This window comes from Sphaerisporangium krabiense (assembly GCF_014200435.1).
Classification (GTDB): Bacteria; Actinomycetota; Actinomycetes; order Streptosporangiales; family Streptosporangiaceae; genus Sphaerisporangium; species Sphaerisporangium krabiense.
This window is the reverse complement of the sequence record NZ_JACHBR010000001.1, coordinates 5,698,207-5,711,085: the sequence shown is the minus strand read 5'-3', so window position 1 is coordinate 5,711,085 and position 12,879 is coordinate 5,698,207. Positions and strand designations below refer to the sequence as shown.

Annotated in this window: 12 protein-coding genes; all 12 read right to left on the bottom strand. The window is 73.2% G+C overall.

Annotated elements, in window-relative coordinates; all coding sequences use genetic code 11:
• Positions 1 to 23 precede the first annotated feature (23 nt).
• Positions 24 to 893: a DivIVA domain-containing protein gene (locus tag BJ981_RS25030; RefSeq protein WP_184614304.1), complete on the bottom strand. Its 870-nt coding sequence runs from the start codon at positions 891 to 893 to the stop codon at positions 24 to 26.
• A gap of 48 nt (positions 894 to 941) precedes the next feature.
• The gene (locus BJ981_RS25025; RefSeq protein ID WP_184614302.1) at positions 942 to 1,226 is read right to left on the bottom strand and encodes a YggT family protein; all 285 of its coding nucleotides are present in this window, start codon (positions 1,224 to 1,226) and stop codon (positions 942 to 944) included.
• Positions 1,227 to 1,335: 109 nt separating this feature from the next.
• Positions 1,336 to 1,845, bottom strand: coding sequence for a cell division protein SepF (locus BJ981_RS25020; protein ID WP_184616392.1), 510 nt, complete (start codon positions 1,843 to 1,845; stop codon positions 1,336 to 1,338).
• Positions 1,846 to 1,946: 101 nt separating this feature from the next.
• Positions 1,947 to 2,657: a YggS family pyridoxal phosphate-dependent enzyme gene (locus BJ981_RS25015; protein WP_184614300.1), complete on the bottom strand. Its 711-nt coding sequence runs from the start codon at positions 2,655 to 2,657 to the stop codon at positions 1,947 to 1,949.
• A 131-nt stretch (positions 2,658 to 2,788) separates the two neighbouring features.
• Positions 2,789 to 4,258, bottom strand: a complete 1,470-nt coding sequence (gene ftsZ / locus BJ981_RS25010) for a cell division protein FtsZ (RefSeq protein WP_184614297.1) — start codon at positions 4,256 to 4,258, stop codon at positions 2,789 to 2,791.
• Between the two features lie 235 nt (positions 4,259 to 4,493).
• Positions 4,494 to 5,165, bottom strand: a complete 672-nt coding sequence (locus BJ981_RS25005; RefSeq protein WP_239139762.1) for a cell division protein FtsQ/DivIB — start codon at positions 5,163 to 5,165, stop codon at positions 4,494 to 4,496.
• Entirely contained in the window at positions 5,162 to 6,571 is a 1,410-nt protein-coding gene (murC, locus tag BJ981_RS25000; protein ID WP_184614296.1) for a UDP-N-acetylmuramate--L-alanine ligase, read from the bottom strand. The genes BJ981_RS25005 and murC overlap by 4 nt, the downstream gene beginning before the upstream one ends.
• The gene (murG, locus tag BJ981_RS24995; RefSeq protein WP_184614294.1) at positions 6,568 to 7,659 is read right to left on the bottom strand and encodes an undecaprenyldiphospho-muramoylpentapeptide beta-N-acetylglucosaminyltransferase; all 1,092 of its coding nucleotides are present in this window, start codon (positions 7,657 to 7,659) and stop codon (positions 6,568 to 6,570) included. The genes murC and murG overlap by 4 nt, the downstream gene beginning before the upstream one ends.
• Positions 7,656 to 8,999: a putative lipid II flippase FtsW gene (ftsW, locus tag BJ981_RS24990; RefSeq protein ID WP_372437212.1), complete on the bottom strand. Its 1,344-nt coding sequence runs from the start codon at positions 8,997 to 8,999 to the stop codon at positions 7,656 to 7,658. The genes murG and ftsW overlap by 4 nt, the downstream gene beginning before the upstream one ends.
• A complete protein-coding gene (murD, locus tag BJ981_RS24985) occupies positions 8,996 to 10,348 on the bottom strand; it encodes a UDP-N-acetylmuramoyl-L-alanine--D-glutamate ligase (protein WP_184614292.1) in 1,353 nt (450 codons plus the stop codon). The genes ftsW and murD overlap by 4 nt, the downstream gene beginning before the upstream one ends.
• Positions 10,349 to 10,394: 46 nt before the next feature.
• Positions 10,395 to 11,453 carry a phospho-N-acetylmuramoyl-pentapeptide-transferase gene (mraY, locus tag BJ981_RS24980; protein WP_184614290.1) on the bottom strand — a complete coding sequence of 353 codons (1,059 nt, stop codon included), beginning with the start codon at positions 11,451 to 11,453 and terminating at the stop codon, positions 10,395 to 10,397.
• Positions 11,450 to 12,832 (bottom strand): UDP-N-acetylmuramoyl-tripeptide--D-alanyl-D-alanine ligase, encoded by a 1,383-nt coding sequence (locus BJ981_RS24975; RefSeq protein ID WP_184614288.1) that lies wholly within the window; start codon positions 12,830 to 12,832, stop codon positions 11,450 to 11,452. Before BJ981_RS24975 ends, mraY begins: the two co-directional genes overlap by 4 nt.
• Positions 12,833 to 12,879 lie beyond the last annotated feature (47 nt).

The window sequence follows — 12,879 nt, the reverse complement described above, 5'->3', positions numbered from 1 at the left end:
CCGGAAAGAGCCGACCCGTTACTTTAACGGCGATCGTTGTGAGGGCCGTCGACTCCCTGGAAGGCGCCGGAGTGCTGTGCGGGCTCGGGACCGAACGGGTTGTTCTGGGGGCCGGGGATCTGGGGCTGGCCACCGGGGGCGCCGGCGTGGGACATGGCGGGGGCGCCGCCCATCTGCGCGCCGACGACGGGGAAGGCGCCGCTGCCCTCGGCGGAGACGTTCAGCTCGGCGAGCTGGTTCTCCAGGTACAGCTTGAGCCTGCTGCGGTACTCGCGCTCGAAGCTGCGCAGCTCGTCGACCTTGCGCTCCAGCTCGTCGCGGGTCTGGACCAGCGAGCCCATGGCCTGGCGGTGGCGCTCCTGGGCGTCGCGCTCCAGCGTCTCGGCGCGGGCGCGGGCGTCGCCGATGATCTGCTCGGCCTGGCGGCGGGCCTTGCCGAGGATCTCGTCGGCCTCGCGGCGGGCGCGGGTGACGGTCTCGTCCGCCTCGCGGCGGGCGTCGGCGATGGCCTGGTCCGCGGTCTGCTGCGCGAGGGCGAGCACGCGGGCCGCGGTGTCCATGTTGTCCTCGGCGGGCGGCATTCCCATGCCGACGGGCACCGGCTCGGGCCTGATCGGCTCGGGGGCCTTCATGGGCTCCGGCTGGGGCATCATCATCTCGGGCTTGGGCTCGGCCACGGGGGCGGGCGCCATGCTCATGCCCATGCCGCCGGGCACCTTGCCCCGCAGGCACTCGGTCAGCTTCGCCCGAAGCTCCTCGTTCTCCTGGATGAGGCGGTCGAGCTCGGCCTCCACTTCGTCGAGGAAGGCGTCGACCTCTTCCTCGTCGTACCCCGGCCTCAGCCGGGTGGTACTGAACTGCTTGTTCCGCACATCAGCGGGCGTCAGCGGCATTTCGGTCTCCTTGGCGCGCTCGGAGTCTGTCCGGAGGACGGTACCCGATCAAAGCGCGGACACGATCTGGATCATGACCAAGACCACAATGAACAGCACTGTGAAGCTTAGGTCAAAGGCCACCGTACCCAACCGGAGGGGCGGAATGAAACGGCGGAGGAACTTGAGCGGAGGGTCGGTCACGGTGTACGTGGCCTCGGCGAGCACGAGCACGACACCACGTGGATGCCATGAACGGGCGAACGCCTGCACCGTCTCGAAGATCATTCTGCCGATCAGGAGCACGAGATAGATCGACAGGATCGCGACCACGATCTCTCTAAGAACCCCCACGGTCGCGTCCTGCCTCCGTTCCGCGCTGCCGGCCTCGGTCGGGGTGGGCCCTGTGGGCCAAGCTGGTCGTGCCGGCCGTGTCCGGCCGTGAACTGTTCATGGTGGAACTCTAGCTCTGATTGAAGAACCCGCGTTCCGCGATTCGGGCCTTGTCCTCGGCGGTCACCTCGACATTGGCTGGGGACAACAGGAACACCTTGTTCGTAACACGTTCAATGCTTCCATGTAGGCCAAAAACCAGACCTGCCGCGAAATCGACAAGCCGCTTCGCGTCACTGTCGACCATCTCGGTCAAGTTCATGATGACGGGTGTGCCCTCACGGAAGTGCTCCCCGATCGTACGCGCCTCGTTGTACGTGCGGGGGTGAAGCGTGGTGATCCGCGCCAGATCGGTCGTACGGCGCTCGGCGACCGCCGCCCCCGCCCGGGGTGCCGGGACCGGGGTCTCGGTCTCCTCCGGGCCGTCTTGGGGCGTTCCAAGCCCACGCTCGTCGCCACGCCGCCGGTCGACGTACTCGTCGGGGTAGTCCTCGTCCTCGGCGTAAGTGCCATAATCCGGGTAGCGGTCGTCCTCCACGAGACCGAGGTAGACCGCCATCTTGCGCATCGCGCCGGCCATCGCTACGTCGTCCTCCTGCTCACGGTCGCCGTACCCAGGGCAACCTAAGGCACCGCCATCGACCTCGGATACATGGACATCAAGGTCCACTCGGGGGGACATTACCTGACGAAGGGCTTCCGGCGACCGAGCAACGCCGTACCGACACGCACGTGTGTCGCTCCGTGGGCGATGGCCTCGGCCAGATCTCCGCTCATTCCGGCCGATACGACCGTCGCTCCTGGATGATCGGCCCGCAGGGCCTCGGACAGGTCGCGCAACCGCGCGAACGCGGGGGCGGGGTCGGCGCCGAGCGGCGCCACGGCCATGACGCCGCCGAGCACCAGGCCCTCCGCGCCGGCGATGGCGTCCGCCAGCGGCGCGAGCCCCTCGGGGGCGACCCCTCCCCTGCCGGGCTCGTCCCCGAGGGCGACCTGCACCAGGCAGGTGAGGCGGCGCCCCGCCCGGACGGCCTCGCGGGAGAGCGCCCCGGCCAGGCGCTCCCGGTCCACCGAGTGGATCACATCGGCGTAGGAGACGACGGACCTGGCCTTGTTGGTCTGCAACTGGCCGACGAAGTGCCAGGTCAGCGAGAGGTCCGCGCAGTCGGCCGCCTTGGGCGCCGCCTCCTGGTCGCGGTTCTCGCCGACGTCGCGGACGCCGAGGGCGGCCAGGATCCGCACGTCGGAGGCGGGGTAGGTCTTGCTGATCGCCACGAGCGTGACCTCGCCGCGCGCGCGGCCCGCGGCCTCGCAGGCGTCCGCGATGCGGCGCTCGACCTCGGCGAGGCCCGCGGCGATCTCGTCGCGCCGCGTCGTGTGGGTGTCGTTCACGTGGGGGTCCGCGTCACTTCGGTGGTCGGTACGGGTGGCCGGGCATCAGCGTACGGGCCGCGCGGGACCCCGGCCGCGCCGCCCCCGCCGCCGCGGCGCGCGCCCCCGTACGGGTGGCGCGCGCCGGGGGCTCACTTCAGGAAGTCGGGGACGTCCAGCTCCTCCTCCTGCTCCTCGAAGACCACCGGACGGCGCCGGGCGGGCTCGGAGACGCGGGAGGTGATGGGGGTGGGCGGCTCGGGCGCCGGCCGCGGGATCGACACCGGGCTCTGGGGCTCGGCGTGCGGGGCGGGCTCGGCGGCCTCCCGCGCGAAGGGAGCGGGCGCCGGGGCGGGCTCGGGGGCCGGGACGGGCTCGGGCGCCACCGGGGCGGCCTGCGGCACCGGGTGCGGGGCCGAGTGCACCGGGGCGGGATGCGCCGGGGCGGGGTGCGCCGGTGCCGTGCTCGCCGGGGCGGCGTGCGAGGCCGGCAGCGGGCGGACCGGGGCGGGGCGCTCGGCGCGCGACGGCTCGGCCTTGGGCGGCTGCGGGGCCGGCTGCGGGGCCGGGGCGGCGGCGCGGGCCGGGGACGCGGCGGGCGGCGGGGTCTGCGGGGCGGGCCTCGCGGCCGCCTGCGGGCGCGCCATCGGCTGCGCGGCCGGCTGGTTCTCCGCCCCGGGCTCGTCGAACCCGGCGGCGATCACCGTGACGCGGACCTCGTCGCCGAGGGCGTCGTCGATCACCGTGCCGAAGATGATGTTGGCGTCCAGGGCCGCGGCGTTGGACACGAGCTGGGCCGCCTCGTTGATCTCGAAGAGGCCGAGGTCGGAGCCGCCGGCGATGGACAGCAGCACGCCGTGGGCGCCGTCGATGCTGGCCTCCAGCAGCGGGCTGGAGACCGCCATCTCGGCCGCGGCCACCGAGCGGTCGTCGCCGCGGGCGTGGCCGATGCCCATGAGGGCCGACCCCGCGCCGGACATGACCGACTTGACGTCCGCGAAGTCGAGGTTGATCAGGCCGGGCGTGGTGATCAGGTCGGTGATGCCCTGGACACCGGACAGCAGGACCTGGTCGGCCGCCTTGAAGGCGTCCAGCACGCTGACCTGGCGGTCGGAGATCGACAGCAGCCGGTCGTTGGGGATGACGATCAGCGTGTCGACCTCGTCGCGCAGGGTCTCTATGCCGGCCTCGGCCTGCATGGCCCTGCGGCGGCCCTCGAAGCTGAAGGGCCGGGTGACGACGCCTATGGTGAGCGCGCCGAGCGAGCGGGCGATGTTCGCCACCACGGGCGCGCCGCCGGTGCCGGTGCCGCCGCCCTCGCCCGCCGTGACGAAGACCATGTCGGCGCCCTTGAGGACCTCTTCGATCTCTTCGCGGTGGTCCTCGGCGGCCTTGCGTCCGACCTCGGGGTTGGCCCCCGCGCCGAGGCCCCGCGTGAGCTCGCGCCCGACGTCCAGCTTGACGTCGGCGTCACTCATCAGCAGCGCCTGGGCGTCGGTGTTGATGGCGATGAACTCGACGCCCTTGAGTCCCTCCTCGATCATCCGGTTCACGGCGTTCACTCCGCCGCCGCCGATGCCGACGACCTTGATGACCGCGAGGTAGTTCTGCGGTGCTGCCACGACGAGGGGCCTTTCCGCTCGTTTACTTGCATTACGTGAAGCCCGAAACGGTGCCGGACCTTCTTGTTTAACTCTCACCCTCAAGTTGAGATTTAGAGTTATGTCAACCTGAGGAATGATACGGACAGTAGGGTTGCCCGTCCCCCAGGGTCAACTCACCGCGCCGCAAGCGCGCCCGGCGTGTTGCCGCCTGTCCCTTTCGCTCCTGCGGCTTCCCGCCGGGCTGTGGGACAGGTCACTTGATCGTCACGACGTCCGGAGAGCTGACGTCGTACCGCTGGGCGGGGCGTTCCAGCAGCGTGAGCGCGATGCGCGCCTTGTCGCGCGTGCGCTCTGCCCCTCCCCACATGATCGTACGGCCGTCGCCGAGCCGGAGCGAGACATCCGCGGCGGATGTCGCGCTCACGGTCCTGATCATGCGGGTCAGATCCTCGGGAAGCCCGCCGGCGACCTTGAGCGCCGCCATGGTGGCGGGGTCGCCCGCGGCGAAGCGGGGCACCTGGAGCGCGGGCAGGCCGAACGGCGCCGAGCCCTTGGTCTCTATCACCACGGCGTGCCGGTCGACGACCGCCGCCGCGCCGCCCCAGGGGACGACGGCGACGGGCCTGCGCTCGGCCACGCGGACCTTGAGCGTGTCCGGCCAGGCCCGCTCCACGGTGGCGGACTCCACCCGGCGCAGCCCCGCGACCGCGCGCCGCACGGCCTCCAGGTCGACGGTGGCCATCGGGGTCAGCTCGCGGACCGCGGCGGCCCGCCTGACCTCCTCGTCGGTGACCATGACGTTGCCCGACACGGCGACGTGGCGCACGCCGAGGACCGGCGAGAAGAACACGAGCCACGCCGCAGCCCCGACCACCCCGCAGGTCAGCAGGGCGGCCAGGACGACGCGCCAGGCCCGGCGGCTCACCGCGCGGCGAGCGCCGCGACGATGAGCGGCCCGAGCTCGGTGACGTCGCCCGCGCCCATGGTGAGCACGATGTCCCCCGGCCTGGCCCGCCCGGCCACCAGGGCGGGCACCGCGCCGCGTTCGGGCGCGTAGGCGACCCGCTCGGCCGGGAGCGGCACCTTCCCGGCCACCAGCGCCCCGGACACGCCCGGCTCGGGGTCCTCGCGGGCGCCGTAGACGTCCAGGACGACCGCCTCGTCGGCCAGCGCCAGCGCGGCCCCGAACTCGTCGGCGAAGAAGCGCGTGCGCGAGTACAGGTGCGGCTGGAACACCGCGATGACCCGTCCGGAGGGCCCGGAGAAGGACGCCACGACGTCGCGGGCGGCGCGCAGGTCGGCGGCCAGCTCGGTGGGGTGGTGGGCGTAGCTGTCGAAGACGGCCACCCCGGCGGCCTCCCCCTTGGCCTCGAAGCGCCGCTTGGCGCCGGTGAACGCGGCGAGGCCGTCGCGGAACTCGTCGAAGGGCACGCCGAGCTCCTCGGCCACGGCGAGCGCCGCCGTGGCGTTCAGGGCGTTGTGCCGGCCGGGGACCGAGAGCCTGACCTCGCCCTTGCCCTCGACGTGGAAGGCGACGCCGAAGCCGTCCGGCTCGATGCCCGACACGCGCAGGTCGGCGCCCTCGGACTCGCCGTAGGTGCGGACCCGCAGGCCCCTGGCCCGCGCGGGGGCGGCCAGGACCGCGGACCCGGGATCGTCGGCGCACAGGACCAGCGTGGAGCCGACGCGCTCGGCGAAGCGGGCGAACCCGTCGTACACCGCCTGCGGGTCGCCGTAGTTGTCCAGGTGGTCGGCCTCGACGTTGGTCACCACCGCGATCTCGGGGGCGAGCATGAGGAACGAGCCGTCGCTCTCGTCGGCCTCGGCCACGAACACCTCGCCCGCGCCCTCGTCGGCGCCGAGACCGGTGGTCACGAGCTGGCCGCCCACGCAGTAGGACGGGTCGCGGCCGCACTTCTGCAGGGCGACGGTGAGCATCGAGGAGGTGGTGGTCTTGCCGTGCGTGCCGGCGATCGCGATGCCGCTGCGGCCGACCATGACCGCGGCCAGCGCCGCGGCCCTCGGGATCACGCGCAGCCCCTGGCGCAGGGCCTCGCCGAGCTCGGGGTTGGAGTCGCGGATGGCGGTGGACACCACGACGGTGTCGACGTTCTTGATGTGGGACGCGGCGTGGCCGACGTGGACCAGCGCGCCGAGCTCGCGCAGCTCGTTGACCATGGCGGAGCCGCGCGCGTCGCTGCCGGACACCTTCACGCCCCGCTTGAGCAGGATGCGCGCGATGCCGGACATGCCCGCGCCGCCGATGCCGATGAAGTGCACGCGGCCGAGCTCGCCGGCGGCGACCGGGGCGACCGGCTTGACCAGGCTCATCGCCGGCCTCCCGCGGCCACCACGCCGAGCACCTTGCCCGCGAGCACCTCGTCGGCGTCCTTGCGCCCCATGCGGGCGGCGGCGGCCGACATGGCGACGACCCGCTCGGGGTCGCGCAGGATGGGCAGCACGTTGCGGAGGATCCACTCGGTGGTGAGGTCGGCGTTGTCCACCATGATGCCTCCCCCGGCCTGGACGATCGGCGCCGCGTTGAGACTCTGCTCGCCGTTGCCGTGCGGCAGCGGAACGAAGGCCGCGGGCAGCCCCACGGCGGTCAGCTCGGCGCAGGTGAGCGCGCCGCTGCGGCACAGCACGAAGTCCGCCGCCGCGTACGCGAGGTCCATGCGGTCGATGTAGGGCAGCACGACGTACTGCGGGTCGCCGGGCGGCGGCTCCGCGATGAGCTCGTTCTTCGGGCCCACCACGTGGACGACCTGGACGCCGGCCTGGCGCAGCGCGGGCGCGGCGGCGAGGGCCGCCTCGTTGATCGCGCGGGCGCCCTGGGAGCCGCCGAACACCAGCAACGTCGGCCGGTCGCTCTCCAGCCCGAAGTAGGACCGCGCCTTGTCGCCCATGGACAGCCGGTCCAGCATGGCGATCTCACGGCGCAGCGGGATGCCGACGTACTGGGCGCGCGGCAGGACGGCGTCGGGATGGCCGGTGAAGACGTGCTCGGTGAGCCGGGCGCCGAGCCGGTTGGCCAGGCCCGGCCGCGGATTGGCCTCGTGCACCACGATCGGCACGCCGCGCCGCCGCGCGCCCAGGTAGGCGGGCGTGGCGACGTACCCTCCGAAGCCGACGAGCACGTCGGCCTGCGACCGGTCCAGGATGCCGGCGGCGGTGTTGATCGCGCCCGCCAGGCGGCCCGGCACCGTCAGAAGCTGCGGCGTGATGGCGCGCGGCAACGGGACCGCGGGCACCAGCGCCAGCTCGTACCCCCGCGCGGGCACCAGCCTCGTCTCCAGCCCGCGCTCGGTGCCGAGGCAGGTGACCCCGATGGAGGGGTCGTACCTGCGCAGCGCGTCGGCGAGCGCCAGAGCGGGTTCGATGTGGCCGGCCGTGCCGCCGCCTGCGAGGACCACCCTCATGTCGGTCCTTTCACTCCACGTGCCTCGATGTCGGCCCGGAGACGCCCGGGACGGCGCCCCTTCGCCGATGGACGACCCAAACCAAGCCAGCTTAGAGCCCGCGCCAAGGGGCCGGGGCCGCGAGCGGCCAGTGCGTCGGCCGCGCCCGGCTCCCGTTTGGCGAACGACAACAACATGCCGAGCGCCGCGAGCGTGGGCAACAGTGCCGAACCACCGTACGACACCAGCGGCAGCGGAATGCCCGTGATGGGCAACGCGCCGATCACCGCGCCGATGTTGACGATGGCCTGCCCGGCGATCCAGGCGACCGCCGCGGAGGCGGCCAGGCGGATGAACGGGTCCTTGACGCGGGAGGCCACCCGCAGGCCCGCGTACCCGAGCAGGCCGAACAGGGCGATCACGACCAGCGTGCCCATCAGGCCGAGCTCCTCGCCGATGATGGAGAAGATGAAGTCGCTCTCGGCGTGCGGCACCCAGCTCCACTTCTGGCGGCTGCTGCCGAGGCCGAGGCCGAACCAGCCTCCCGAGCCCATCGCGATCTGGCCCTGCGCGGCCTGGTAGCCCGACGTCTGGGCGTTGCCCCAGACGTCCAGCCAGCCGGTGATGCGGTCGGAGCGGTAGCCCTCGACGCTGATCATGATGATGGTGGCGAGGCCGGCGACCGACAGGATGACGCCGAACAGCTTGAGCGGCGCGCCGACCACCCACAGCAGCGCCAGGAAGATCAGCATGAGGACCAGCGTGGTGCCGAGGTCGCTCCCGAGCAGGACCAGGACGGCGAGGATCACGGTGCCGGGCAGGAGCGGGAGCAGGAGCTGCCGCCACTCGATGCGCCCGTTCTTGGCCTTGCGCGCGAGCAGGTCGGCGCCCCACAGCATCAGGCCGAGCTTGGCGGGCTCCGACGGCTGGATGGTGAGCCCGCCGATGTAGATCCACCGCTGCGCGCCGAGCTCGGTCTCGCCGATGAAGATGACCATGATGAGCCCGATGATCGAGAGGATCATCAGCGGGTACCCGGCGAGGCGGAAGAAGCGCTGGGGCAGCCGCGAGCAGATCCACATCGCGGGCAGGCCCAGGCCGACCGACAGCGACTGCTTGATGAACCAGTAGAACGGGTTGCCGGTCTTCTGCAGCGCCTCGATGCTGGACGCCGACAGCACCATCATCAGGCCGAGCGCCAGCAGCAGCAGGCTGCACCCGAGCACCAGGTAGTAGGAGGTGAGCGGGCGGTTCAGCAGCTCGCCGAGCGCCGCCAGCCTGCCGCCCGCGTGGCCGCGGCGCGCGCCGGACGCCACCGTCCCCTCGGCGGGGGCGGCGGCCCCGGTGGCCTCGGCGGTCACGGGGCCGCCAGGCGGCGCACGGCCCGCGCGAACTCCTCCCCGCGGGCGCCGTAGTCGGCGAAGATGTCCATGGAGGCCCCGGCGGGCGCCAGCAGCACGGTGTCTCCGGGGGCGGCCAGCCGGGCGGCTTCGGTGACGACACGATCCATCACCCCAGTGTCTTGCCCCTCGACCTCGGCGACCGGAACATTCGGCGCGTGTCGCGCCAGAGCCTGGCGAATTCGCGCCCGGTCCGCGCCGAGGAGCACCGCCCCGCGCAGCCGTCCCGCCGCGCGGCGGACGAGGTCGTCGACCTCGGCGCCCTTCAGCAGCCCGCCCGCGACCCACACGACCGAGGGGTAGGCGGCCAGGGACGCGGCGGCGGCGTGGGGGTTGGTGGCCTTGGAGTCGTCCACGTAGTCCACCCCGGCGACGCGCGCGACGTGGGCGATGCGGTGCGGGTCGGGGACATGGGCCCGCAGGCCCGCGCGCACGGCCTCGGGCGGCACGCCGAAGGCGCGGGCCAGCGCGGCGGCGGCCAGGGCGTTGGCGACGTTGTGCGGCGCGAACGGGCGCACGTCCTCCAGCGTGGCCAGCTCCTCGGCCTTGGAGGGGTCGCCGGTGAAGGCCCGGTCCACCAGGAGGTCCTCCACGACGCCGAGCCGCCCGGGGGCGGGCACCTCCAGCGTGAAGCCGGCCGCGCCCGCGTACGGGGCCGCCAGGCGGGCGGAGACGGGGTCGTCGGCGTTGTAGACCACCACGCCGGCGCGCTCGAAGACGCGGCCCTTGGCGCGGGCGTACTCCTCCATGGAGCCGTGCCAGTCCAGATGGTCCTCGGCGACGTTGAGCACGGCGGCGGCGGCCGGGGCCAGGGTGGAGGACCAGTGGAGCTGGAAGCTCGACAGCTCGACGGCGAGCACGTCGTGCGGCTCGGCGACGGCCTGGACGACGGGGGTGCCGACGTTGCCCACGGCGACGGCGTCGTGCCCGGCGGCGCGGAGCATCGCGGTCAGCATGCGCACGGCCGTGGTCTTGCCGTTGGTGCCGGTCAGCGCGAGCCAGGGGGCCGCCCCCGGGGGCCGCCCGCGCCAGGCCAGCTCGACCTCGCCGATGACCTCGACGCCGCTCGCCGCGGCCTCCACCAGCAGGGGGTGGGACGGCGGCCAGCCGGGCGAGGTCACCACGACCGTGGTGCCCTCGGGCAGGCCGCCGCCGAAGCGGACCTCGATCCCGGCGTCCGCCAGCCCGGCCGCCGCGGCCCGCTGCCGCTCGCCGTCCACGCCCTCGACGACCACCACCTTGTGCCCGTCGCGCGCGAGGCTCCGCGCCGCCGCGATCCCCGACACGCCGAGCCCGGCCACTGTGTACATTGCGCTCTCTTTCGTTTCACACCGCGCGAGGCGCCGGCACGCCGCCTCAGGCCTTCGGCATCCACTCGACGTAGAACAGGCCGAGGCCGGCGGCGGCGCACAGGACGGCGATCAGCCAGAAGCGCACCACGATGGTGGTCTCGGCCCAGCCGGCCAGCTCGAAGTGGTGCTGGAGCGGCGCCATGCGGAACACCCGTTTGCCGGTCATCTTGAAGAACCCGACCTGGATGATCACCGAGGCGGTGATGATGCAGCACAGGCCCGCGAGGATGAACAGCAGGATCTGCGTGCGGGTGGTGATCGCCAGCCCGGCGAGCACGCCGCCGAGCGCCAGCGAGCCGGTGTCGCCCATGAAGATCTTGGCGGGCGGGGCGTTCCACCACAGGAAGCCGACCAGCGCGCCGAGGACGGCCGCCGCGACCACCGCCAGGTCCAGCGGGTCGCGCACCCAGTAGCAGTTGGGGCCGAGCTGGTTCAGGCAGCTGTTGCGCAGCTGCCAGTTGCCGATCAGCACGTAGGCGGCCAGCACCACGCCGGTGGCGCCGCTGGCCAGGCCGTCGAGGCCGTCGGTGAGGTTCACGGCGTTGGAGAAGCCCACGATCATGATGAGCACCCAGATCGTGAAGATGACGATGCCGATCGAGGGCCCGAAGTCGCGCAGGAAGGACACCCGGGTCTCGGCGGGGGTGATCGAGTAGGCGTTGGGGAACCGCACGACCAGGACGGCGAACACCGCGCCGACGATGAGCTGGCCGAGGGCCTTGGCGCCGCTGCGCAGGCCGAGGCTGCGCTGTTTGTAGATCTTGATGAAGTCGTCGAGGAAGCCGACCGTGGCCAGGCCCGTCATCAGGAACAGCACGAGCACGGCGGAGGCGGTCGGCGGGGTGAAGGTGGCCAGGTGCGCGCAGGCGAAGCCGATCAGCGCGGCGATCACGAACACCGTGCCGCCCATGGTGGGGGTGCCGCGCTTCTCGTGGTGCCCGGACGGGCCCTCCTCGCGGATGTTCTGGCCGTATCCCCTGCGGCTGAACAGGCGGATCGCCAGCGGGGTGCCGAGCATGGACAGCAGCAGCGCCACGCCCGCGGCGATGAGGATGTCCCTCATCGGGCGCCACCCCCCGCACCGGCCAGGAGCCTCTCCGCGACCCGTTCGAGCCCGGCGGCGCGTGGTCCCTTGACCAGCACGACGTCGCCGGGCCGCAGCTCGGCGACCAGCTCGGCGGCGGCGTCCTCCGGCCCGGGGACGTGGACGGCGCCCGAGCCCTTGGCGCCCGCCAGGACCGGCCAGGGGTTGTCCCCCACCACCCACAGCCCGGTCAGGCCCGCCTCCGCGGCGGTGCGGCCGACCTCCTCGTTGAGGGTGTCGGAGTCCTCGCCGAGCTCGCGCAGCGAGGCGATCACCGCGAACCGGCGGCGGCCCTCGCCGACGGTGGCGAGGGCGTCGAAGGCGGCGCGCATGGACTCGGGGTTGGCGTTGTAGGCGTCGTTGATCACGATCACCCCGTCGGGGCGCTCGGTGACCTCCATGCGCCAGCGGCTGCGCGGCTCGGCGCGGGACAGCTCCTCGGCGATGGTGGCCACCGGCAGGCCGAGCTCGTAGGCCGCCGCGGCGGCGGCCAGCGCGTTCTCGACGATGTGGGCCCCGTGCAGGCGCAGCCGCACGGCCGCGCGGCCCGAGGGGGTGACCAGCGTGAAGCCGGCCCGGCCGCGCTCGTCCAGCGCGACGTCCTGGGCGCGGATGTCGGCCTCGGCCGAGCGGCCGAACCACCGGACCCGCGCCCGCGTGCGGGAGGCCATGGCCGCGACGTTGGGGTCGTCGGCGTTGAGCACCGCGACGCCGTCGCCGGGCAGGGCCTCGACCAGCTCGCCCTTGGCCTTGGCGATCTGCTCCCTGCCGCCGAACACGCCGAGGTGGGCGCTGCCGACGTTCAGCACGACGCCGATCTTCGGCGGGGCGATGCCGGCGAGATGGGCGATGTGGCCCTCCTCGCGCGCGCTCAGCTCCAGCACCAGGAAGCGGGTGTCCTCGTCGGCCCTCAGCACCGTGAGGGGGTGGCCGATCTCGTTGTTGAAGGAGCCGACGGGCGCGACGGTGGGACCGACCAGCGCGGTGAGGCCGCCGAGCAGGTCCTTGGTGGTGGTCTTGCCCGCCGACCCGGTGACGCCGATGACGGTGGCGCGGGGCAGTTCGGCCACCACCGCCGAGGCGAGCCGGGCGAGCGCGGCCACGACGTCGGCGACGACCACCGACGGCGCGTCCACGGGCCTGCCCGCCAGCACGGCCACCGCTCCGGCCCGGTGGGCCTGGGCCGCGAAGTCGTGCCCGTCCACCCGGGCGCCCTTGATCGCGGCGAACAGCGACCCCGGGCTCGCGGCGCGGGAGTCTATGAGCACCGGCCCCCGGACCACGGCGCGGGGATCGGCCATGCCCGTGAGGGCACCCGAGGTGATCTCGGCGATCCTTGCCAGCGGCAACGGGATCATTCGTTATCCCTACTCTCCATACAAGCTCGTTGGTGCGTACGCGGGGC

Excerpts from the sequence above, each read along its gene's own strand:
- BJ981_RS25030 (WP_184614304.1), bottom strand. The coding sequence starts at position 893 with ATGCCGCTGACGCCCGCTGATGTGCGGAACAAGCAGTTCAGTACCACC.
- BJ981_RS25020 (WP_184616392.1), bottom strand. The coding sequence starts at position 1,845 with ATGGCCGGCGCGATGCGCAAGATGGCGGTCTACCTCGGTCTCGTGGAG.
- mraY (WP_184614290.1), bottom strand. The coding sequence starts at position 11,453 with ATGAGGGACATCCTCATCGCCGCGGGCGTGGCGCTGCTGCTGTCCATG.
- murC (WP_184614296.1), bottom strand. The coding sequence starts at position 6,571 with ATGAGCCTGGTCAAGCCGGTCGCCCCGGTCGCCGCCGGCGAGCTCGGC.
- murD (WP_184614292.1), bottom strand. The coding sequence starts at position 10,348 with ATGTACACAGTGGCCGGGCTCGGCGTGTCGGGGATCGCGGCGGCGCGG.
- BJ981_RS24975 (WP_184614288.1), bottom strand. The coding sequence starts at position 12,832 with ATGATCCCGTTGCCGCTGGCAAGGATCGCCGAGATCACCTCGGGTGCC.
- murG (WP_184614294.1), bottom strand. The coding sequence starts at position 7,659 with ATGAGGGTGGTCCTCGCAGGCGGCGGCACGGCCGGCCACATCGAACCC.